This is a genomic window from Timaviella obliquedivisa GSE-PSE-MK23-08B, from assembly GCA_019358855.1.
In the GTDB taxonomy this organism is placed as follows: Bacteria; Cyanobacteriota; Cyanobacteriia; order Elainellales; family Elainellaceae; genus Timaviella; species Timaviella obliquedivisa.
This window is the reverse complement of record JAHHII010000025.1, coordinates 1-23177: the sequence shown is the minus strand read 5'-3', so window position 1 is coordinate 23177 and position 23177 is coordinate 1. Positions and strand designations below refer to the sequence as shown.

The following is a 23177-nucleotide window of genomic DNA, read 5'->3' as shown; positions in this document are numbered from 1 at the left end:
AGGTTTATGGCCTTTCCCATACAAATTTACGTTCCGACTTTTCAATCAGCACATCATTAATACTGGCTTCGCGTCGTTGCATCAAACCGTTATCAGCAAACTCCCACTGCTCATTACCATGAGAGCGGTACCATTGTCCTGACTGGTCATGCCACTCGTACTCAAACCGGACTGAGATGCGGTTGTCAGTAAAGCTCCAGAGTTCCTTTTTAAGGCGATAGTCTAGTTCTTTTGCCCATTTACGCTCAAGGAAGGCTTTGATAGTATCGCGTCCAACAAAAAACTCAGAGCGGTTGCGCCACCAGGAGTCTGAAGTATACGCCATTGAAACTCGCTCAGGGTCACGGCTGTTCCAAGCGTCTTCGGCGGCTTGAACTTTGGCTTTGGCTGTTTCTAAGGTAAAGGGAGGAAGAGGAGGCTTGGTTTCCATTACAGTTATTACCGCTTGTTAGTCTCTTTTAGTGCGAACTCATCATAGCTTACAGATCTTTGAGGAGCTATGTTTTGCCGATCGCTTCTCAACATTCCACAAGTCAATTAGTCATGATCAAACAACTCAACCTGCAACTCAAATCCAGGCAAGATTTCCTCGCCAGAAAGCTTTGTGGGGAGCAATCGCACTTCTTTCTCTTGCCCCTGTCGATAAATTTCTACCTGCTGATCCTGAGGATTAAACATCCAACCAAGCTCCACACCACTATCCATATACTCCTGCATTTTCTCTTGCAAAGGTTTCAGGCTATCAGTACGAGAACGCAGTTCGATCACAAAATCTGGAGCGATGGGCGGAAACTTTTGGCGTTGCTCAGGAGTTAAGGCTTGCCAACGGGAAAGTTCGACCCAAGCAGCATCGGGCGATCGATCGCCACCACCCGGAAGCTTAAACAAAGTTGAGGAGCTAAAAACTTTTCCTAAATTTGTCTGTTTATTCCATAGATATAATTCACCGCCCAAGTTCATTTCTTGGTTACCGCTATCGCCGCCAACAGGAGTCATAACAATCAATATTCCTTGAGCGCTACGTTCAATATTTAGTGCAGGGTTATTAATACAGAGTTGATAAAACTGTTCATCGCTGAGGTGAACGTGCTTAAGATCGACCTTCAGAGGTAATGTAAAGGATGTCATAATCTTTGCTTTTATAAAATTTAGTCATCGTTAAACAACTCAACCTGCAACTCAAATCCAGGCAAGATTTCCTCGCCAGAAAGCTTTGTGGGGAGCAATCGCACTTCTTTCTCTTGCCCCTGTCGATAAATTTCTACCTGCTGATCCTGAGGATTAAACATCCAACCAAGCTCCACACCACTATCCATATACTCCTGCATTTTCTCTTGCAAAGGTTTCAGGCTATCAGTACGAGAACGCAGTTCGATCACAAAATCTGGAGCGATGGGCGGAAACTTTTGGCGTTGCTCAAGAGTTAAGGCTTGCCAACGGGAAAGTTCGACCCAAGCAGCATCGGGCGATCGATCGCCACCACCCGGAAGTTTGAATAAAGTTGAGGAGCTAAAAACCTTTCCTCGTCCGCTTTGCCGATTCCAAATGTTTAAATCAGTAATGTAATCTGCTTCTCGGTTACCGCTATCGCCGCCAACGGGTGCCATAACAATTAATGTTCCTTTAGAATCACGTTCAACAATGAGTTCAGGGTTGTTAATGCAAAGTTGATAAAACTGTTCATCAGTGAAGTGAACATTTTTTAGATCAACTTTCAGGGGTAAAGTTAGTGCAGTCATGCCTTCAGATCCCATAGAATCAGTTCATTGATTTGATTATACGGTGTGGAGTTGAAACGCAAAAAGACTAAGGAACAGCGCAGCTATTCCTTGGTCTTAAATTTTGATTTGTTAACGTTCGATCGCTTAATCTAAATTCCCGGAATTTCCGACAATTCACATTCCAATTCCTCAACCCCAAATCCCACGGTTTGCTGCCACTCTTCAACCGTAAAATCGTAGCCGTACTCGTGCGCCATCAGCACAAATGCTTCGATGGTTGGGGCTGTATTTAGGTTTGCGCGAAGGGTGAGATCAGCCTGAGCGGTTCTAAACAATTGCACAACTTGCTCTTTCGCCATGTTCCTTTCTCCAACTTATGTCTAATGAGGGTTTGGCAAGTTTCAGGATACCCTGGCAAAGTAGGATTCGACCCGTGCGATCGCTGATTCTATACCTTCGTCTAACCCAGGTCATCACATGGCTATTTCTAATGTCCCTAAAGTTGTCGTTAAATATTATCTGCAACGTTACCCCATCGCAATCCGGTTAACGCAGTTTAATTTCTTGTCGCGGTGGGCTTGGATGTCGCCGATTTTATCAGAAATTAAGCCAGAGTTATTTCCACCAAAGCCAGAAGATGAGGTAGTGCCAGAGGTCATAGAAGAAGCCGCAATCGCCCCTCCCGGCGTTGTGTTTGCTGCCTCTCCCTATCCGCAATATCGCTGCACCTTGGGCGATCCGCTCAACTGTCGAGAACCCCTCGCCACCATGGAGCGTGCCACCAAAGATTGCCGGATTTGTTCGTTTCCGGCAACACTGGCAGAGAAGGCAGAGATTTGGGGTAGACGGGGCACCTATCGCGTGGTGCGTTGCCTAGGACGACGGGGAATTGGGCGGTTGTACGAGGCAGTACAATTGGGCACCGAGCAACCCATGGTCATTAAGGAGTTTCTGTTGCCTCGGCGCTATTTTAATACCGAAGAAATGCGGCAGCGGCAGGAGGCATTTATTAGCTTGGCGGGTGTGGCACTGGCTGATGGTCGAAGTCAGGATTTCCGGTTGATTAGCCCGTGGGAGGCGATCGCCGATGATCGAGAAGAGCGATGCTATTTGGTGACTCAACCGCACGATGCTAGCGCAACTTTGAACCAAGTCCTTTCTCAGACAGGAGCCATGTCTACCGAGCAAGTAAGACTGGTGTTAGATCAAGTATTGCAAACGTTAGAGTTCTTACATCAACAGAAGTTTGCGTTACCAATGGGACAAGTTCAAACCGGATTGGTGCATGGCAACTTGAACTTAAATAGTTTAGTAGTTATTAAGGGTAAGGAGCCAGAATTTGGCGTTGGAGATTTTATTTATCTCTGTGATCTATCGCTATGGGAACGGTTGTTTGAACCTTTTCAGACTGAGGAAATGAACGGATCGGTAGCGAAAGATTTAACAGCACTGGGATATATTGCGTTTTATCTATTGATGGGCAAGGCGATCGATGACAACGGACAGCCGCTGCAACCCAAAGATGATGGGCTGTGGACAAGAGTCTATTTACCACTGAAGAAGTATATTTTGCGACTGTTAGAGCTAGATTTACCCTTTGAAAATGCCACTGATGCACGTCGGGCGCTACTGCAACTGCCTCTTGATTCTGTGATTAACCAATTTGCGGTAGATGCTGAGGTGGAGAAAAAACCGAAGCAGTTTTCTAAAGCATTGGCGGTACTGTTGATGGCGCTCCTGCTGGCAGCGTTAGGCAAGTTGGCAATGGTGTTGCTGGTGAAGCCTGCCCCGGCAGAGGTAGCCCCGCCCATTGCTTCCATGCAAGAAGTGGGCGGAGTACCCCTTGGAGAATATACTTATACCGCTGTTGAAAACGGAATTTGGGATAAGTTTTTACAGCAAACGGGATTGGCAGGCGTGCCGACTGACCAACGGTTGAAAGACTATTTGGCAGCAGCACAGCCAAAGCTCAAGTTGAATTATCAAGCGGTGAATTCAGTCAAAGCGGCGATCGCCAGGGTGCGATCGGGAGAAGCAGCCTTTGCCGTTATTCCCATGATTAAAGAATTACCCAGTGATTTAACGTCTCAAGAAGTGGCGCATGATGCCTTAGCGGTATTTGTTAACTTTAGCTATTCAAAACGAGATCAAGGATTGCCAACCGCCTTGAATGGAGAACTTACCTTAAATCAATTGCAAGATATTTATGTAGGCAAAACCAAAGACTGGCAACAGTTCGGAGCTAACTTACCCCTTCAGCGATACGCCCCTTTGGATGGAGAATCAATTAATTTGTTTGAACAAAAAGTGCTGGGCAATCAACGGGCGATCGCTACATTTAGAGAACTGCTGCATAACGCGAATTCTCAACCTAATGACGCTTTTATTAAAGAGCAAGACTCTAACAAAATTGAACAATTGCAGACTTTAGAAATGCTGCGCACTAGCATTCAAGCTTTTGAATCTTACCAAACCGGAGGAATTGGCTTTGCACCCTTTAGCCAAGTGTTTGGACAATGTTCAGTTTATCCTTTGGCGCTAGCAAAAGAAGAGCAAAAGAGCGTTCAGGCGTTGACTTTGGCAGACGGGAAAGCGATCGATCCAACCCTTGATTTGTGCGATCGTAAAGGAAGTTATGGTATTTTGCCAGAGCTAGTGAGAAACCATCAATACCCGTTGAGCTATGCGATCGCCATTGTTTACACGCGTGATAACAGCCGTTCTCCTGTAGGCGAGAAGTTTGCTGAAATGCTGAAAAGTACAGAGGGACAAAAGCTGCTCAGTCAGTTTGGGTTAATGCCCCTCTCAGACAAATAAAGAGGACAGAAGCATATTATGTTCTGTCCTCTTTTACACCAATGGTGTATTTCAACAAATCTGTTTAAACCTACTTAGCAACTGAGGCTTCCTTTAGGTATGCCATCATCGTGTCTGCATCCGACACTTCAAAGGGATCGGTGGGGCAGTTGTCAGCATAGTCAGGTTCAACAAACATTTTCTCAATTTCGCCATCATTGACGAACATAGAATAGCGCCAAGACCGCATTCCAAAACCCAGGTTGGATTTATCAACCAACATTCCCATTTTGCGGGTAAATTCGCCGTTGCCGTCGGGCAGTAGCACAACGCGATTAGCGCCCATGTTCTTACCCCATTGGTACATGACGAAAGCATCGTTCACCGAGAGGCAAATGATTTGATCAACGCCTAGAGCAGCGAACTCATCGTATAGTTCTTCGTAGCGGGGTAAATGGCTGGTAGAACAGGTCGGCGTAAAAGCCCCTGGCAACGAGAAAAGGATAGTGCGCTTCCCAGCAAAAATTTCTCGGCTGGTGCGATCTTGCCAAAGGAAGGGATTTTCTCCGCCCACCGACTCATCGCGGACGCGGGTCTTAAAGACAACATCAGGGATTTTTTGCGTTGCGATCATCGTCATCTCTCTCTATAAACTAAATGGCATTTTGCCTTACGTAAGCCAGGATAATACAGAATTGCAATCTATGCCATAGTCGTGATGAGTTCGAGAAGAAGTTCTAGGAAAATTGCAGGAGAAGTCGTCTCTATAAGGTGGAGGGTTGACCGGAGCGATCGCGCTGATTGCCAAACCAAACGACAGCATAGCCTTTGTGGATACCTACACCCATTGCTCTCCAGGGCTGTTGCCAAATTTCTCGATTGAGAATCACGACATTGTGACTGGGGCTACCTTTCCACGCAGCCAGGGCTTGAGCCGGTTTAGCATTGTTGGTGCTAGTCCAGAAGGCAATCTCATAGCCGTTGCCAGAGTATCCGGTTTTAAGCCGCTGAGGAGCTTCCCACATGGAGGGATAGGTTGCTGGATTGCTGGAGTTGTAAGGGGCATCGCTCCAGGAGTGGAGCGCGTTGGGGGAGCCGTTTTGTACCAGGTCTTGCACATGGCGATGGGCAACTAAGGTGAGAGCCTGAGAGAGGCGAATGGCAGGCAATCCGTTTGCTTGGCGATATTGCTGAATCTGGTTGGCAAGCTTGGCTTCTGGTTTGCTTAAGCCAGCAGAATCAGCGATCGCCTTGAGAGATCGGCGAGGGGTTGCCTGTTGACTCCTGCGAAAGTAGGAGGCTTTGAAAGAGTTTTCAGGAGAAGTTGCATTAGGCAAGACTGCCGTCGGTTGAGGCAATGCAGAATTTTTTAAGGTCAGTCGGAAGTTAGTCAATGTCGGCATCAAGGTACTCCAAGCTTTTTGCTCAGAGTACCTTGAGAGAGAAAGGGTTCACGTGATCTGTGTCACTTTGATTAACCTGAGTTCGATTGGCGGAGAAAATCAATGAATCGGATTAAGTCTTCAACGCTAAAGACATGCGCTTGAGACCAGAGAGGCGAGTTTTCGGGCGGGATAGGCACTCTACAGATTTGTGCAATTGCAACGATCGCCTCAGTCAAGTCTTCATCTTGCAAACCATAAACTTGTTCTATGTTATCTTCCGGACTTACTGGAAAATTTTTGACCAATTGCAGCTTTTGAAGATATCGGTATACTTCGATCGCAATGGCTTCTGGAATTCCTTCTACAATAAAATAACGGACGAAACTTTGGCGGTTTTGTCCCTTACGGCTACGTTTGAGTCGATATTGTTGAAACCACTTGAAGCCAGTCGCCGCCGCCGTCCAAAAGACGACAACAGCAATGACTCCCATCAGCAAGTAAAATTCAAATCCAAACATGTAGCTTGTCTTAAGTATTCCTGATCCTCTCTTCAGGGGTGCGCCCTTACTTTCGGGATTTTTCTGGCTGACTGGATATCGAAATGCGATCGCTCAACTGTCGTAAGCTACGAGCCAGTTCAACATCAGTCTCTTTAAGTTGAGCAATTTTTTCGCAGCTATACATCACCGTTGTGTGGTCTTTTCCACCAAAAACTTCTCCTACTTTAGGCAGACTCAAATCGGTGTGTTGGCGCATGAGGAACATGCCAATTTGTCTTGCCACGCTGATTTCACGGCGACGGGAGCTACTCTTGAGGTCTTCAATGGAAACATTAAACATTTCTGACACCGCTTTAATGACTGATTCGGGTGAAGCCTCAACTTGGTCACTAGGGGGATTAAGGACAGGAGCAATGTTTTCGACGGTCATGGGCAACCCCGAAATCGACACGTATGCCACAGCCCGAATCAAGGCTCCTTCTAGCTCTCGAATATTGGTGGTGTAGCTAGAGGCAATGTAATCAATCACGTCGCGGGGCAGGCGCATGTTTTCGTATTCTGCTTTCTTTTGCAGAATTGCCATCCGGGTTTCTAAATCAGGAGATTGAATATCGGCAATCAGCCCCATGGAGAAGCGAGAACAGAGGCGTTCTTGCAGCCGAGGGATTTGGCTAGGGGGGCGATCGGACGCAATAACAACCTGTTTCCCGGCTTCGTGAAGCGTGTTGAAAGTATGAAAAAATTCTTCCTGAGTATATTCTTTGCCTTCAATAAATTGAATGTCGTCTACTAGCAGCACGTCTACGGCACGATAGTGCTCACGAAAGCTCTGCATACTGTCTTTACGGATGGCAGAGATAAGATCATTAGTAAACTGCTCCGTAGAAACGTAAAAAATTCTGGCGCTCGGATCGATTTCTAGGCGATAATGCCCGACTGCTTGCATTAAATGGGTCTTACCTAACCCAACTCCACCACAGAGGAACAGGGGATTAAATTCGCGCCCTGGAGACTCGGCGACTGCCAATGAAGCGGCGTGCGCCATGCGGTTGGTGGCACCGACAACGAAACGGGAAAAGACGTATTTGTGGTTTAGCTCCGTGTGGCGAAGCTTAGCGGTTGAAGGCGGCTGATCGCCGGCTGGAGCAACGGGTTCAACGGGAAGCGGCCAAAGTACGTCCATAGACTCGGGGAGGGTTTCTGCCTCGGAGCCAGGGCGCACAGAGATGTGAATTTCGACCGCGTGACCCAAGAGTTCTTCGACGACATCGGCGATCGCTTTTAAGTAGTACTTCTGAATCCAGCTTCGAGCAAACGTATTTGGGGTACAAATGACCAAACGCTTATCATCCAACTCTTCCGCAGTTGCAGACTTAATCCAGGTTTCAAACGTAGGGCGACTGAGTTGAAGCTGTAACCGCTCCAACACCTGATCCCAAAAATTTTCTAGTGTTGTTTCCAGTGCTATTTCCACTGTGCCCCTCAAGTCCCTAAATTTTTCTAAGATTAAGCCAGCGTTAAAAGCCGACTATCAGCGATCGCGATCGTCAATTGCCTAACTGCCTTTTGTTCAGAAGGATCAAGTTATAGCCTATTAAATTTACTTTGTACCGTGGTTTAATTGGCTTTAACATTTCAGCCTCTCCAGAGCACCATTTGTATGCTGCATCCTTAACTTTTTTTTAATCTTCGAGCAGGCTCGGACTACTAGATGTGGATAACAGCATTGCATAAAATTCTAGATATAGCGATATTTTTTTTGTCGTAGAGATTTTAGAAATATCAACTGCTAGATTAGGCTTGGATGATAGCGAGATGAAGATATGGGGTAATTTTCAGCCAGATTTACTAATCCTTAGCTTCTCAGACACTGGGGATCAACAAGTAGAGATTTGTTTTAGTCTACTCGTTCTAGCTGCCAGAGGATTTGATTCCCTTCACGGCGAACTCTTGAGACGACCCAATTGCGCCAAATCCAGTTGTCGCCTCGGCTAGTGACGGCGCTGGCATTAACATCGATTAAATCTGCAAGTTCTGAACTGGTAATTAGATAGCCCTGACGAGCAATTTCATCTGCCATATGTAGCGTATCCACTAAACTACGAAGCTGTACAACCCGCGCTTCTCGGGGAAGGTCAGGAGCATCTGAGAGCAGAGGTGTAGCAGAATCTACCATAGTTGCACTGAGTGAGAGGAATGCGATCAGGTAAGATGCCACATTTTCTTTGACCTTTACACATGTTAATGTGCTCTAGAATACGGTTCGTGTTCAGGGCTTAGCACTCTCTGGCTAACTGCTTTAGCTGAGGGGTTTGCCCTAACGAAAAGGTACGAGCAATCCTATCACAGCGTTCATTGCCAATGTTGCCTGAATGTCCTCGGACATATTGCCATTGCAAAATTCCAGGAGTGCGCTGGCTCAGTTCATCAAGAATTTCCCAGAGGTCTTGGTTCAAGACAGCTTTGCCAGTAGAGGTTTTCCAGCCTTTCTTCTTCCAGCCTTTAATCCATTGGGTAATGCCATTTTTGACATATTCGCTGTCAGTGTAAAGGATTACGGGCTGAGTTTGACCAGAGGCAAGAAGATATTCAATGCCCGCGATCGCCGCTTGCATTTCCATGCGGTTGTTAGTGGTTTGGGGTGCAGCCGCTCCTAGTTCATGAACAGAACCATCCGCAAAATAGACGACTGTGCCCCAGCCACCAGGGCCAGGGTTACCGGAACATGCGCCATCGGTGTAGATGCTTTGAATCAAATGGGTCATGGAATTAGAGCTAGGGGAGGGACAGTCAGGACGTAGGGTTAAATATTTGACAGTTTAGCGGATGGGGCATTCAGAACATTATGAGATCATGCAACAGCTATCTCTCTCAGAATGTTAACTATTAATGCGACATGTGCCTACAGGCTACGTTTTTTTGGTAAATAGTTTTCTGTGGACAGATGCTCCTGCTTGGCAGCCATCTCAGAGATTTGCAGTGATTTAATAAGTTTTAAGGAGACACGCTCTTGTTTACTTTACCCTTACTAGCCCTTCTGCCCAGAACCCTGGAATGGAGCCCCACCATTGGCATCATTATGCTTTTTTGCAATATAGTGGCGATCGCCATTGGTAGATTTGCGATTCAACAACCGAACGTAGGCCCCCCAATGCCTGGTGGTGGCGTGTTTGGCGATCTCAGTTTAGCTGCAGTAATCGGCTCAGCTTCGTTAGGTCATGTCTTAGGGGCAGGCGTAATTTTGGGGCTGTCTAACTTGGGTGTGATTTAAGTCAAAATTTCTTGTTCAATACTGCCCCCTAAAATCCTTATTAATAGAGGATTTTGGGGGTAATTTTTTGTCAGTAGGTTTAAGGGTTACAAAACTTCAAGAACTGCTGCATGAGGATTTTTTTTAGTCTCTGAGGATTTTCACCCGATCGCACTTCACCCGATCGGGTGAACCAGTTTAAAAATTGGGAGTATTTTAGAATAAAACGGGTTCATCTTAGGACATTTTTGCCAAAAACCTGAGCGCAGTTGTAGTAGTGGAACACCAGGGCTTTTACTGACCAGGCAAGTGTCGTTTATTGAAACTAAGTTCCAAACACGTTGATGTAGAGTCAGTAAGCCCCCCGTTATGAACACATTAACTCGCACTACCAATCGTCAAGTTCATTTAGTTCAATCAACAGAAGTTCAAGCCGCCGTTAGCACTAAGGAATGCCTTGCTCAACCTTTTAACAACCTTTTACAAGGCGTTATGGAAGGCTTAATGGACGGAGTCATGATGGTTTCTGCAAAAGGAGAATTAATTCATGCTAACTGCTATGCACTGCAAATTTGTCAGCAATTTACTTCAAATGTCGTTCACCAAGAAGTCATTCCACCCTCGGTTTGGCGGTGTTGTCAGGCAGTAATAGATAGCCGTGAGTTGTTTCCTGAACAGCCATTGACCATTGAGGATGAAATTTCTAGCCCACTTGGTGCCATTCGGATTCGGGTTCGTTGGCTAACGGTGGAAAACTTTCCTCAAGCCTGCCTTCTGGTAACTTTGGAAGATCAGTCGCAATCTGCTCAGTATCGGGCGATCGCTGAATCTATAAAGTACGGCTTAACTGCACGCGAAACTGATGTATGGCGACTTAAGCGAGCAGGTTGCTCTTACAAAGAAATTGCTGCCCGACTTTTTTTAGCAGAAAACACGGTGAAAAAGCATATCAAAAACATTCACGTTAAGCGAGCAGCAGCTTTGTAAAAGCTACGCTAAAAAGCTAGAAACCGACCTAACAAAAGCAGCACCAAGAGCGTCAGGTAAAACGGAAAAACAGCAACAGAACTCAAAGCTTTTAGTGTTCCACGAAACGGAGCAAAAGACTTTATTTCTAGGGTTATGGAACCGTCTGCCTGATGCTTCTTAATCTTTTCTTTAGGAATGACGACAAACAGGTCTTTAGTTGTTGCTACGCCGTTCTGCAATCTTCTAACGAACTCGTCATACGTTACTCGAAATCCTTGTTCTAAACCTAAGTAATAAGCGTCTAAAAAACAAAATAGCACGACCGGAATTAGCGTAATCCAGACGTAGCTTGCCTTTTCTTTATTGGTAACGACGACAGCGATCGCCGATACCAAGGTAATGCATAAGCTTTTGCAATTAGAACTATTGCCTGCCATTCGCTTAATTACGTCTTGCAAAATGTCTATGTATTTATGTCCGGCACTGGACTCAACAGTCAAAAACTGGGGGCTAGATGCACTCATCGTTCAACCTTCTAAGTTTAATTTTTACTGGAAATGAGGGAATGCTGGTATGTTCGATTAATTCCCTGTGTTATGGCTGCTCAAGATATTTTCTGGCAATTGAACCTAGCGGTTATTGCAGTGACGGCAAGTTGGTGTGTTATTTTGCTGATTATTCGGCAACCTTGAGTCATCAGAACGGTAAAATAAAGCACAGTTTTATCCTACCGTTCTGATGTTTAGAATCCATTTAGCTGCCCTCGCGCAGCTTATCTAACACAGAGCGATCTTCTAATGTTGAAGTATCTCCCGTAATCTCTTGACCTGCTGCCAGCGATCGCAACAGCCTGCGCATAATTTTTCCCGATCGCGTTTTAGGCAATGCATCGCTAAATCGAATTTCTCCCGGACGTGCCAATGCCCCAATCTCTTTAACAACGTGAGACTTGAGTTCTTTCATTAACGCATCGCTGCCGCTGTAGGTGCCCTCTAGCGTTACAAACGCCACTACTTCTTCGCCCTTCAACTCATCTGGCTTACCCACTACAGCCGCCTCAGCAACCGCAGGATGAGAGACTAACGCCGACTCAATTTCCATCGTGCCGAGGCGATGACCCGACACACTGATCACATCGTCGACGCGACCCATCACCCAAAAATAGCCGTCTTCATCTTGTCGAGCGCCGTCTCCGGCAAAGTAGAGGTATTTGCCATCACGAGGCGGAATGTGTTCCCAGTAGGTGCGCCGGAAGCGATCGGGGTCGCCGTAGACCGTCCGCATCATTCCAGGCCAAGGATGGGTAATTGCTAAATAGCCGCCTTCGTTGGCGGGGACAGGGTTTCCGTCTAGATCAACAATTTCAGCAAAAATGCCAGGGAAAGGGCGTGTTGCCGAACCGGGTTTAGTAGCGATCGCCCCTGGCAGCGGCGTAATCATAATGCCCCCCGTTTCGGTTTGCCACCAAGTATCAACAATGGGACAGCGATCGCCCCCAATGACGTGGTTGTACCACATCCAGGCTTCGGGGTTAATGGGTTCGCCCACCGTACCCAATAGTCTCAGCGAAGATAAATCCCGTGCATTTGGAATCTCCTCGCCCATCTTAATAAAGGCTCGAATCGCAGTTGGAGCCGTGTAAAAAACGTTCACACCATGCTTCTCAATCACATCCCAAAAGCATCCTAAGTTTGATGCCCGAGGCGCTCCTTCATACATCACCGTCGTCGCCCCATTTGACAGTGGCCCGTAGACAATGTAGCTGTGTCCCGTAATCCAACCGACATCAGCCGTACACCAGTAAACATCGGTTTCCCGCAGATCAAAAATCCACTTCGTTGTCATATGGGTGTACAAATTGTAGCCGCCTGTTGTGTGCACTACACCCTTGGGTTTGCCCGTACTGCCAGAGGTATAGAGAATAAACAGCATATCTTCGCTGTCCAGCGGTTCAGCAGGACAATGAGCAGACACCGTTTTCTGCAAGTCGTGCCACCAATGATCCCGTCCTTCAGTTATGGTCATTGCTTGTGCCGTGCGACGCACCACCAGCACGCTCTCGACCGAGGGCACTTGTCCATCTGCCAGCGCCTTATCAACCTGCTCTTTGAGCGGCACGATCGCATCTTTCCGCCAACCGCCATCGGCTGTAATCACCAGTTTGGCTTTGCCGTCCACCAGGCGATCGCGCAACGCCTCGGCGCTAAAACCACCAAATATCACCGTATGGGGTGCGCCAATTCGGGCACAGGCAAGTATGGCGATCGCCGCTTCAGGAATCATGGGCATATAAATGCCAACCACGTCGCCCTTGTTCACGCCCAATTGTTTTAAGGCATTGGCAAACTGACACACTTCTCGGTGCAACTGCGCATAGGTCAAGGTGCGGCTGTCGCCCGGTTCGCCTTCCCAAATGAGAGCGGCTTTGTTGCGTCGGGCTGTGGTGAGATGGCGATCGAGGCAATTGTAAGAAATGTTGATTTTGCCATTCACAAACCACCGAGCAGTGGGCGGCTGCCAATCTAGAACCGTATCCCAGGTTTGGAACCAGTGCAGTTCTGTAGTGGCGAGGTCTGCCCAAAACTTTTCAGGGTCGGCTTTTGCCTGTGCATAAAGCTGCTCGTACTCTGCCAGACTTTTAACCACTGCCTGCTGCGAAAACTCGGCAGGAGGCTGGAACAAGCGGTTTTCATGAAGAATAGATTCAATGGTGGATTCTGACATAGGGCTTTTGTAGACTTCTGATCAAAAAATACTTTGCTTTTGCCCTGAATGATCAAGCAGTTACGATTTTTCAAGGTCGGGGTGAGTGGAGTGAGTGCGATCGCCAGAAAGTCGGACTTCCTTAAAAAGATCCAACCTGCATCCCCCTCAGTAAGACCTGTTACGATACTAAGCCTGACCGCCTTCTTGCGAGGTCGATGCGATCGTCCTCACCGCTTCCACCGTCAAACCCATTGCCTCAGCCGCTTGCTCTACCGATAACCCCATGGCTAATAGCTTCGGAATCGCCTCTTTCTGAGCTTGTTCCACTTGCTCTGCCCTAACTTCCGCCTGCTCTGCTCGGTCTTCCGCTGCCACCCGTCGCCGCATCTCTTCCCGGAGTGCCGTTAATAATTCATCAGGGAGAAGTAATTTCTCACCCGTATCTTCCCGGTAAAAGCCTAGAAGCTTGCCCTCAACGGCAATATGAAGCTGGAGCGGGACAGATTTGCCATCAGTGATGGGTTCGTAGCTCTCTCCGCGCAAACGATAGCCCTGAAGCTGTCCTTCAATCCATTCGCCTTTAGGGTCAAACAGCCAATACTCCTGCACGCCAAGCTGTTCATAAAGTGTTTTCTTGAACGTCTTATCGTGATCTTCGGTGCCTTTAGAGGTCATTTCAAAAATGACTGTGGGCACCTGTCCTTCTTGCCAAATTTTGTAGTGATCTCGTCCGCCCGGAGCAACGTCAAAAATCACCATGACATCCGGGGCGACACGGGCAGTCGGTCGCCCTTCGATGTAATACAAAAACTGGTCACTCAAAACGGTTGCCTGTAATCCTGTCAGAAACTGTTTGAGAACTTCCAGAGTTGTCAAAATGGCGTAGAGATGATCAAACGTTTCTGCCAAAGGTTCGCCATCCTCAGAAGGATAAAAAATAGCTGGGGTAGAGACCTGAGTGACCATAGAAAATCCACCAGAAAATAGAGCCTATTCTCCTCGTCCGCCGCCTAACTCTTTGCGCGCTTTCTCAGCCCGCACCTCTGCTTCTGCCATCACTTCCGCCATTTTTTCTACCATCTCGCCAGGATAGTTTTCTAAAACCTTGGTAGACAGCGAAATTCGATTTTTAACGGTGTCTAAGTCCACAATCATGGCTTTGATGGGTTGCCCTGGTTGAAACATCGCTTCGAGCGAAGAAATGTAGTTTTTGCTGATTTGGTTGATGTGCAACAGCCCCGTTGCGCCTTCAAAGTCTATAAATAAACCGAAGGGCTTGATGGTGGCGATCGCCCCGTTCACCAACTGTCCAATTTCGAGCTGGCTCAAACTCACTGCCTGAGTCGCTAGGCGCTGGGAAAGCACAAGCTTTTTACGAGCAGGGTCAACTTCTAATAAGCTCACTGTGATCGCTTTGCCAATGAGAGATTCAAGATTGTTGCGATCGACTAGGTGCGATCGGGGGATGAACCCGCGAATGCCTTGCACATCGGCAGTAACACCGCCCTTATTCACACCGCTCACCCGTGCTTGCAATGTTTGGCTGCTCTCTTGCATGTCAGCCATTTTTTCCCAGGTCTTCTTCAGTTCTAGCTGACGCAGCGATAGAGTGACCTGCCCATCAGCATCTTGCTCACGCACAATCAAAAATTCGCGTTCTTCGCCTTCGGGCAAAAACTCAGCCAGGTTAGTGACCTGCCGAATAGATACCTCATCTTGAGGCAAATAAGCCGCTGCTTTGCCCCCAATATCAATGTAAGCGCCAAAAGAATCGTAGCTTGCCACCTTGCCCCTCACTACCTGATCTTTTTGGAACTGGTAGTCATGCTGCTCTAAGGCTTTGGCGAAATCATCCATTGAAAAGGACAAGGGTAGTCTCCTGCAAGAATCAACACGGGGTCTGTCAGTGTTCCAATATAGTCAATTCTTCGGGAGTTTGGCATAGAGATTGAGAAAAAGTTATAGTCATGGCTGTCAAATTCGGTCTAGGCTAATCAGCTTGGTCGCTTGATTGGGTAATAAGAGTGTTTCCTTAAGTTGAAATGCGGTTTGCTGCTTTGCCCAGTCCAACACGGCTTCTGAAGGATTCGGATACAAAAAGATGTTTGGGTACTGATCTAGGGTTTGGGTAGGAGCAGGGACAAACGCTGTTGGGTTGATATCTAAATTGCAACTAGTACAAAATGGTCGAGTCAGAATTTGTGCGCTTGGCTTCAAATTTTGAATGAGATACATGACCTCCCAGGCACTGGAGTCGGTTACTAGTAAGGGGCTTTCTGTTTGATTTATGGCTTTAAGTGCTGCCACATTCATTTGAATTAGTTCCAGTTTTCCATTGACGGAAGCGATCGGGGCTTGCCAGATTGATAGGCTAAGAATGATCTGTGTTGCTACAAAAACGGTCAGTCCGCCCTGCCATAGTCGATGCTTCCAGGATGGGCTATGGGTAATTTGAAAGGAAAACAAATGGGCGATCGCCAAAATGAGTCCCAGAAAACAAGGAACTAGATACCTGATCAGGTTTGACATTCCCCCTGTGCCTGAATGACCACCCAGCGTTAAATCTTGCACCACTAGCCCAAAGCCAGTCGTTCCAATTAATGTCAGGACAAATAACCAAACTTCCTTACCTGTAGTTCGGCATAAAATATAGAGGGCATAGAGCACAAAGACTATACAAAATACCGTTAAAAAATATTGAAATATCTTTTCAGGAAATGGCGCATCGCTAGGCTGGTTCAATTCATACAGCAATTTTCCTGGCAGGCGCACCCAACCTCTTGCCAGCTCGAATATACTCAGCTTTTCAGAAGGGACTTGCCCAGACATTTTTTTGACTTGCGAACTATTTTCAATGACCACTACTATCCAGGGTGCAAAGGCAGCCAAGCCCGCTGTCAAAGCCAATAAGTGAGAAAGAACTTTGGAGGGGCGACCTTTCGACACCCCAACGGTGTAAATTAAATGTCCTATTCCCACAATGCCAGAAATTAAGACTGTGTAGAGACTTACGGTAAAACTTAAGGCATAAATAATCCAGCCGATTTTGCTACCAGAACGACTCACTTTTAATAAAACTGCGCTGCTGAAAAGAATGCAAACCGCCCACAAACTGTAATGTCGGGCATCTTGCGAATACATTAGGTAGTAAGGAGAAGCAGCTAATAAGACAGTTGCAATACTTGCGGTGAGACGGGAATTGAACAATTCTAAACCCAACCAATAAATGCAGGGAAACGCTAACAAGCTAATCACTGCCGAGCCACTCCGAAGCATTGCCATTGAGCCGCCTGCGAAGTCTGCCCAAAGCTTGATGATGATGTAGTAGAGGGGAGCGAGTTGAGGTTCTTCTTGGGCTAATCCTGTAATAGTATTGAGAACTGTTTTTTCAGAGTTAGGACGCTGGTACTTTTGCAGATACTGGATATCAACAGGACGCACAGGGTTAGAAAGATCGGTGACTAATTCTGCTTCGGTATATCCTGAAACTCTAAGAGCTGTGAATACTTCATCAAAAGACGAGATCTTGGTGTCTAAATGAGTGAGACGGAGAAAAATGCTCAAGGCGATCGCCACAGCCATTAAATAGAGAGTTGCGACACGGGACTGATTCTTTAGATTCATGGGTTCAGCCTTCAGTAATCAACATCCATCAAAAACCAGCAAGATGCTTAGTCATGCGCTATTAATCGGATAAAAGATGAGTTTTTCAGGAAATTTAGGCTGAAGTTTGTCTAATCTTTATTTGTGTAAATAAGAAAAATATGAACGCAGTTAACCCTAAGTCCGGGGGGTTTAATCAATCGGCTTCAAATCTTCATCTTTTCAACCGTACGGTCTTTTTTATTAGAAAAATGCACAATTTTCGCCTATCTGTAACAGATAGATGAAATATTGGATAGTGATACTTCGCTAAATATGGCTATGCACCCTCAATCCGCCAGAGTCAACAGCCCTGAGATCAACAGCGATCGCCTCCTGTCCGTGCCAACAGCAGCCCTAAAAATTCCTAGACGGGAAGCTGCGGATGGCAGGCAAAGCTCAGTCTATTTTTCTCTAATTGTGCCAACCTACCAAGAAGGTCAGAATATTGAGAAAATGGTGGCGCTTCTCAGCGATCTGCTAGACGAAATTTTGCCCCATGACTACGAACTGATTGTGGTTGATGACAACAGCCCCGATCGCACCTGGGAAATTGCTCTGGGCTTGACTGAGCGCTATCCCCAACTTCAGGTGATGCGGCGACAGACGGAGCGTGGGTTAGCCACTGCTGTGATTCGGGGATGGCAAGCGGCACGGGGTGAAGTTTTGGGCGTTATTGATGGAGACTTGCAGCACCCTCCCGAAGTGTTAGCGCAGCTATTGGGCACCGTTCGCCAGGGAGCAGATTTGGCAGTGGCAAGTCGCACCGTGGATGGCGGCGGCGTGAGTAATTGGAGTGCAAAGCGGCGGTTTTTATCGAGGGGGGCACAACTGCTGGGGTTGATGGTGCTGCCGAGGGTCATTGGGCGGATTTCTGACCCCATGAGTGGCTACTTCTTGGTGAAGCGTGAAGCGATCGCTAATCGGACGCTTAATCCTAAGGGTTACAAGATTTTGATTGAGGTCGTTGGGCGCGGCAATATTGAGCGCATTGGCGAAGTCGGGTATGTCTTTCGAGAGCGGGAAGAGGGTGAAAGCAAAGTTACCTGGCGGCAGTATCAAGAATATCTCCATCATCTACTGCGCCTCCGTTTAGCCACTGGACGAGTCGGCAAAATTAAACAGCGAATCAATTTCCCCTTAGGGCGCTTTATTCGCTTCGGGATGGTGGGGCTGAGTGGATTAGCAGTAGATATGGGACTGCTTCACCTGTTTTATGGAGGGTTAGGGCTAGGATTAACCCGCAGCGCTATCTTGGCGGGTGAACTTGCGATTCTCAACAACTTTTTTTGGAACGATGTTTGGACATTTGGCGACGTTTCCCGCCAGCAGCGAGGTTGGCGGCAGCGAATCAAACGATTAATGAAATTCAACATCGTTTGTTTAATGGGATTGGTCTTAAAGATACTTCTATTGAATGTCTTGTTTAATGGATTGCATCTAAATGCCTATGCTGCAAATTTCCTGGCGATCGCAGCGGTTACACTTTGGAATTTCTGGATCAACCTCAAGCTGAGTTGGCGCAGCACAGAAGTTAAAAAGTAGGAAATTATAGGAACTTTAACCGACTGCTAATTTCACCCACGTTTCAGCCGTGGATCCCGGTTCTAGCACGGTCAAATCCTCTCCCGTATTCATTGCATTTCGTGGCGCACTCCAGGGTTCCAGGCAGTAATAGTCTTTACCTTTGATCGTCCAAAAAACAAGATTGGCGTAAATTGAATCGTAGCTTAGGATGAGTCGATGACCTGAATGGGTGACGCTGGCTTCTTGTCGCGCTACGTGACGAAATGCCACGTCGATTTCTGTTTGCCCAAAGTCAAATTGTCCAGAAAAAGGATGCTGTGTTTGATCGATTTGATTCGTCAATTGGGTGGCTGGGATATCAAACTGAAGCTGCGTCTTCTCTGATGCCGCATCTGATACTGCAAAGTAGGGATGGAGTCCTGTCGAAAATGGCATGGGTTCTGGCGATCGATTCATGTAGCTCTGTTGAATGAGCAGCGCGTTACCTTGCAGCCGATAGGTAAAGGTTAGCTCGAAGTCAAAGGGATAAATGGCATAGGTCTGGTTGTTGCTTTTGAGTGTAAGGGTGATGCCATCTTGAGGCGAACTGTCGCTCACAGTCCAGGGTAAATCTCGCGCAAACCCATGCTGTTTTAAGGTGTAGGTTCTTCCTTGATGGGTGTAGGTATTATTTGGCAAATTTCCACAAATGGGAAACAGAATCGGAATGCCGCCCCGCACACTGAGACTAGGATTAGCAAAGCGATCGCCATCCAAATACAATAAGTCCTGACCGTTGACCTGCCACCGGGTAATGATGCCGCCCCGTTCTGGAACCATCTCTAGACAGGTTTTGGCGATCGGATCGCTCAGAACATAGGTTTTGTACTGACCTGGGTTAATGTCAAGGGTGACCATAATTAGGGTTGGGGTAGGGCTTTGTCAGGAGGATAGCTAATGAAAGGATCGGCGCTGGGCGGCGGCGACTGGGGCGCAGCAGGCAGACGAATTTGACCATCTAGCAATAAAGGAGATTCTAGAGGCTGGTCGAACAAGCTAGAAGATTGTTTGAACTTTTGCTGAATATCTGTGCCATTCGCCATGGGTTGTCCAAGCTGCAAGGGAAGAATCTCTAGCTTCATAGTTTTGTTGTGCAGAGTAACTTTAAGGGCAGGAGATGCGCCAGCTTGATCTACCTCGCTCATGGAACTACCGAGGGAATAAGCGATCGCCTTACCCCGATACACTTCTCCGCCCTGAGTCACACCTGGACGATTGCCGACCACTAAATCAGCCCCATGATCTACCGCTAAATGCGCCAGCCTTACCTGCCAATCTTCAGGATAAGATTTTGAATCTTCGCTCCATTGATAAGTCACAATCACCCAATCCACCTGGTCGCGAATTGCCTGGATATCTTGGGTAATTTGCGCCTCAAGAGCGCCATTGACTTCAGCGCCGTTTTTATCTGCCGAGTTCTCATCTACGGGGATCTGGTCTGCCGAAGTCTCACCTTCAAGGTTTTGCTCTACAGGATTCTGAATTTTGTCGGAATATCCTAAGTAGGCGATCCGTTGCCCTTTGACATCGACCACTACGGGACGGCGCGTTTCGTTTTGATTTTGTCCTGCCCCGATCGCGTAAACTGCGTTCCTGCGGAGGAGGTCTTTGGCTTGAGCTAGATCAGTAGCGCTGCCCGCCGTTAGCCCACTGCTGGCTAGGTTGACGATATCAACGCCGTTAGCAGACAAATCGGGAATCGTAATTTCGGAGATTGCAGACGGTGCTAGGATATCTGCATTTTCAACGTCTGAATTAATTTCTGTGGCTTCTGCGGCTTCTTCTGTAGCTTCTTCTGCGGCTTCTGTAGCTTCTTCTGCGGCTGCTAGAGGCAAGGAATCAGGCGGCACTGAATCAAGGGGAACAGCATCAGCATCGGGAGAACTTAACCCCAGGGGTACAGGAGATGCGATCGCGGTGACAGAGCGGGGTAGCTGGTCTAGGCTAGTAATGACCATATCCGCCAAACGACGAGTGTTCCCTTGCGAAACTCGTCCTAAGGTTGCACTGTTAGCAAATAGAAGCGTCACGACTGGATCTTGGGGATTAACGACGGGTTGCTGAATTACGGGCACATTTTCTAGCGCTGTCTGAACCGTGTTGGAAGATCCTAAAGAAAACTTGCGGCTGCCAAAGGAGGCTGGGTCTGAAGACTGTAAGCCCTTTGGGAATTCTAAAGTTCGTAGGGCATGAAAGGCTGATCCCACCAAGAAAGCAGCAGCGATTGAGCCTGCCAGCAACAGAATGCGAATATGGGGTGGAAATGCCAGGAACCCGCGCAAAGATCGCTTAATTTGGCGCTTGAGGAGCTGGGGTAAGGCAAGATTGCCTGCTTGTTTAGAGAGACTAGCAGCGCCAGAGACGTTGCTAGAAAGGTGGCTGGGACGATTGGAATACAAAAACATATCGGGTAATTGGGCAACTGCTACGGACGATCGCTCCGAGATACCCGCAACGGGTTGCCCCACTGATGCTAATTGCCGAACTGTTTGATGAGCAGTTAATTGGGTAGTACGGTACAAACGGTTCATGAGCCGCATCGGAATCTGCTTAAGCAGGCTGAGTGAATGTTTGCCCTTTGCCTGAGTGCTTTGACGAGCGATCGGGCGAGCAGGTGCAGGGTTTAGCGGTTGAATCTGTCCGATCGCAAGGGAGGGAACAGGCGCTGACGAGATGAGCGAGTTGCACACAGGCGACGCAATCCGGGCAGATTTTTCCCAAAGCAGCGTCGGCGATCCAATAATTTGTGCCGTAATCCGCGCCTCTTGAATGCCTGCCGCGTTTAGCTTGCAAAGTCGATGGCAGATGAATCGCACCAGCCGTTCGCGTTCGGGCGGACGATGGCAAACCACCCGAATCAACAGGCTACCCGGTTGCTCATGAGTCACCTGGGCGCAAATGCCTTGAGGTACCAGGTATCGATTTAACCAAAAGGCGATCGCCCGTAAATTGCCTGTTTGCGCCAGCTTAATCACCGATTCTTGCCAAGAACTCTCTAAATCAGCCATTTTCTCTTCCTAACTCCCCATTAAATCTGGCAGAAACTAGCAGACGGATTAAAACAATTAGTCTGCACTTTCTGGATCAGCCCATTGATCCCCCACATGATAAAAGGAAAATTTTGAGATGGAGCACCGAAAGCCAGATTATTCTAAAGCATGATCGAAAATAGATCTGCATCCATTTCACTCGTCTCCCTTATGCCTGAGAGTAACCCTCCTCCCAACAACGCCCCCCTCACTCCCGCTGATTCGCTGGAATTGAGCGATCCTAGTTTGAACAATCCTAATGGAGACAGATCTAGCTCCCCTTTAGATGCCCGCACCTTAAGCGGATTAACTGAGTCGGCGCTTTCTGAACCCTCTAGGGGCTACAGTTCGCTCCAAACGTTTCAAAGATCTAAAGCGCCCCTTCCGGTCGGCTGGATTATTGTGCTGGCACTGGTGCTAATGACGATCGGGCTATTTTTGGGAAACGCTTGGCTAGGTGGAGCAGGGGCGATCGTGGCACTGTTAATTTCGTTGCGCGTGATTGCGACAGCGGCTCAGAAGGCGATCGCCGAAATCCTTTCCCCCGAACAGCAGCTTCTAACCCTCAGCTTAGTTGGGGTGGCGATCGCCACAGTAGGCTTGCTGCATCTGATGGGTCTAACCCAACCTTTAAGCGTGTGGTACTACCAATTAAATTGGGATGTTTTAGGCTCAACAGGTGAAGTCATTGGAGCCGTGGGACAGATTTTGATCGCCATCCTGGCAGTTTTTGTGGCTTGGCGGCAGTATGTGATTTCTAAGGATTTAACGATTCAACAAAATACAATTACTCAACAGCAAACCATTGATTCTTACTTTCAAGGCGTTTCTGAACTGGTATTGGACGAAGATGGCTTGCTAGAAGATTGGCCCCAGGAAAGGGCGATCGCGGAAGGACGTACCGCTGCCATTCTCAGCAGCATTGACGGTAACGGTAAAGCTAAAGTGCTGCGGTTTCTCTCTCGTTCTCGACTGTTAACGCCGATTAAGCGCGATCGGCGGCTGGGTCGTGCCATCCTTGACGGCATGGGCGGCTATGCTGAAGACCGCGCCTTCGGGGTACGCGTCGTCGATCTGGGCGTAATGCTGGCAGGTAGCGACCTTTCAAAAACTGATCTGCGCTGGACAGATTTAACCGATATCAACTTAATTCGCATCAATCTTTACCGCGCTGATTTAGTCAAAACCAACTTTGCCCGCACCATTCTCTGCGAAGCCTCCCTGGTAGAAGCAGACCTCATGGGCACCCGCTTCTTCTACGGCTCTGCCAAAACCGCCACCCCTCGCAGCCGCATCGACATCCCCAACTATGCCACTGGTGAACACACCGGAGCCGTAGTAGAAGACGCAGACTTTACCAACGCGCAGCGCCTCTCGGAAGAACAGCGTTATTACTGCTGCGCCTGGGGCGGAGCTAGAACGAGAGGAACCATTCCAGGTGGCTGTGATGGCATTCCTAACCTGTTAGGCAGATAAGGGTAGCCTTTCTTAGAGGATGTTTGAAAAGTTATGGCAAGTCAGATTTTACGCCAATCGCCTCACCATAATCCGGATCATCGCCAGATAGATCAGAGTCTCTGAGGTCTGCGGAAGGTGTTCATAATCTTTGTTCA

Annotated in this window: 23 protein-coding genes; 5 read left to right on the top strand and 18 right to left on the bottom strand. The window is 47.7% G+C overall.

The genetic code is table 11. The features are described from left to right. Positions 1-4 precede the first annotated feature (4 nt). The 4 genes from KME11_22700 to KME11_22685 form a co-directional block, all read right to left on the bottom strand. A complete protein-coding gene (locus tag KME11_22700) occupies positions 5-430 on the bottom strand; it encodes a nuclear transport factor 2 family protein (protein MBW4518021.1) in 426 nt (141 codons plus the stop codon). 107 nt (positions 431-537) lie between these two features. Then, on the bottom strand, positions 538-1128 hold the full coding sequence (locus KME11_22695) for a Uma2 family endonuclease (protein MBW4518020.1): 591 nt from the start codon (positions 1126-1128) through the stop codon (positions 538-540). Between the two features lie 20 nt (positions 1129-1148). Next, positions 1149-1739: a Uma2 family endonuclease gene (locus KME11_22690; protein MBW4518019.1), complete on the bottom strand. Its 591-nt coding sequence runs from the start codon at positions 1737-1739 to the stop codon at positions 1149-1151. A gap of 131 nt (positions 1740-1870) precedes the next feature. Further along, entirely contained in the window at positions 1871-2080 is a 210-nt protein-coding gene (locus tag KME11_22685; GenBank protein MBW4518018.1) for a Nif11-like leader peptide family natural product precursor, read from the bottom strand. A 118-nt stretch (positions 2081-2198) separates the two neighbouring features. Between KME11_22685 and KME11_22680 the strand changes: the two genes are divergently transcribed. Next, on the top strand, positions 2199-4538 hold the full coding sequence (locus tag KME11_22680; protein ID MBW4518017.1) for a substrate-binding domain-containing protein: 2340 nt from the start codon (positions 2199-2201) through the stop codon (positions 4536-4538). Positions 4539-4608: 70 nt separating this feature from the next. Here KME11_22680 and KME11_22675 read toward each other — a convergent pair whose 3' ends face one another. From KME11_22675 to rnhA, 6 genes are all read right to left on the bottom strand, one after another. Then, the gene (locus KME11_22675) at positions 4609-5148 is read right to left on the bottom strand and encodes a peroxiredoxin (protein MBW4518016.1); all 540 of its coding nucleotides are present in this window, start codon (positions 5146-5148) and stop codon (positions 4609-4611) included. Positions 5149-5281: 133 nt separating this feature from the next. Then, positions 5282-5920 carry a hypothetical protein gene (locus KME11_22670; GenBank protein ID MBW4518015.1) on the bottom strand — a complete coding sequence of 213 codons (639 nt, stop codon included), beginning with the start codon at positions 5918-5920 and terminating at the stop codon, positions 5282-5284. A 71-nt stretch (positions 5921-5991) separates the two neighbouring features. Beyond that, positions 5992-6420, bottom strand: a complete 429-nt coding sequence (locus KME11_22665) for a hypothetical protein (GenBank protein ID MBW4518014.1) — start codon at positions 6418-6420, stop codon at positions 5992-5994. Positions 6421-6466: 46 nt separating this feature from the next. Continuing rightward, on the bottom strand, positions 6467-7864 hold the full coding sequence (gene dnaA / locus KME11_22660) for a chromosomal replication initiator protein DnaA (GenBank protein ID MBW4518013.1): 1398 nt from the start codon (positions 7862-7864) through the stop codon (positions 6467-6469). A 435-nt stretch (positions 7865-8299) separates the two neighbouring features. Next, entirely contained in the window at positions 8300-8578 is a 279-nt protein-coding gene (locus KME11_22655) for a hypothetical protein (protein ID MBW4518012.1), read from the bottom strand. 100 nt (positions 8579-8678) lie between these two features. After that, on the bottom strand, positions 8679-9167 hold the full coding sequence (rnhA, locus tag KME11_22650) for a ribonuclease HI (protein MBW4518011.1): 489 nt from the start codon (positions 9165-9167) through the stop codon (positions 8679-8681). Between the two features lie 245 nt (positions 9168-9412). Here rnhA and psaK point away from each other — a divergent pair, with 245 nt between their 5' ends. Both psaK and KME11_22640 read left to right on the top strand, forming a co-directional pair. Then, positions 9413-9673 (top strand): photosystem I reaction center subunit PsaK, encoded by a 261-nt coding sequence (gene psaK, locus KME11_22645; GenBank protein ID MBW4518010.1) that lies wholly within the window; start codon positions 9413-9415, stop codon positions 9671-9673. A gap of 348 nt (positions 9674-10021) precedes the next feature. Further along, the gene (locus tag KME11_22640) at positions 10022-10639 is read left to right on the top strand and encodes a helix-turn-helix transcriptional regulator (GenBank protein MBW4518009.1); all 618 of its coding nucleotides are present in this window, start codon (positions 10022-10024) and stop codon (positions 10637-10639) included. Between the two features lie 8 nt (positions 10640-10647). Here the strand turns inward: KME11_22640 and KME11_22635 are convergent, their stop codons facing one another. The 5 genes from KME11_22635 to KME11_22615 all read right to left on the bottom strand — a co-directional run bounded on the left by KME11_22635 (position 10648) and on the right by KME11_22615 (position 16951). Continuing rightward, positions 10648-11145 (bottom strand): hypothetical protein, encoded by a 498-nt coding sequence (locus tag KME11_22635; GenBank protein MBW4518008.1) that lies wholly within the window; start codon positions 11143-11145, stop codon positions 10648-10650. Between the two features lie 229 nt (positions 11146-11374). After that, complete coding sequence (acs, locus tag KME11_22630) at positions 11375-13345, bottom strand: acetate--CoA ligase (GenBank protein ID MBW4518007.1); 1971 nt, start codon at positions 13343-13345, stop codon at positions 11375-11377. A gap of 168 nt (positions 13346-13513) precedes the next feature. Then, positions 13514-14293 (bottom strand): Uma2 family endonuclease, encoded by a 780-nt coding sequence (locus KME11_22625; protein MBW4518006.1) that lies wholly within the window; start codon positions 14291-14293, stop codon positions 13514-13516. A gap of 24 nt (positions 14294-14317) precedes the next feature. Beyond that, entirely contained in the window at positions 14318-15184 is an 867-nt protein-coding gene (locus KME11_22620) for a S1 RNA-binding domain-containing protein (GenBank protein ID MBW4518005.1), read from the bottom strand. A 117-nt stretch (positions 15185-15301) separates the two neighbouring features. Continuing rightward, on the bottom strand, positions 15302-16951 hold the full coding sequence (locus tag KME11_22615; GenBank protein MBW4518004.1) for a glycosyltransferase family 39 protein: 1650 nt from the start codon (positions 16949-16951) through the stop codon (positions 15302-15304). Positions 16952-17251: 300 nt separating this feature from the next. Between KME11_22615 and KME11_22610 the strand changes: the two genes are divergently transcribed. Next, entirely contained in the window at positions 17252-18514 is a 1263-nt protein-coding gene (locus tag KME11_22610; protein MBW4518003.1) for a glycosyltransferase, read from the top strand. A 15-nt stretch (positions 18515-18529) separates the two neighbouring features. Here KME11_22610 and KME11_22605 read toward each other — a convergent pair whose 3' ends face one another. Further along, positions 18530-19393, bottom strand: a complete 864-nt coding sequence (locus KME11_22605) for an aldose epimerase (protein MBW4518002.1) — start codon at positions 19391-19393, stop codon at positions 18530-18532. 2 nt (positions 19394-19395) lie between these two features. Then, complete coding sequence (locus KME11_22600; protein ID MBW4518001.1) at positions 19396-21543, bottom strand: CapA family protein; 2148 nt, start codon at positions 21541-21543, stop codon at positions 19396-19398. A 192-nt stretch (positions 21544-21735) separates the two neighbouring features. On the opposite strand from KME11_22600, the gene KME11_22595 reads away from it, so the two are divergent. Continuing rightward, positions 21736-23040, top strand: a complete 1305-nt coding sequence (locus KME11_22595; protein ID MBW4518000.1) for a pentapeptide repeat-containing protein — start codon at positions 21736-21738, stop codon at positions 23038-23040. A 48-nt stretch (positions 23041-23088) separates the two neighbouring features. On the opposite strand, the gene KME11_22590 is transcribed toward KME11_22595, so the two are convergent. Beyond that, positions 23089-23177 (bottom strand): transposase (locus KME11_22590; GenBank protein ID MBW4517999.1); only part of this gene is annotated, 89 nt, incomplete at its 5' end.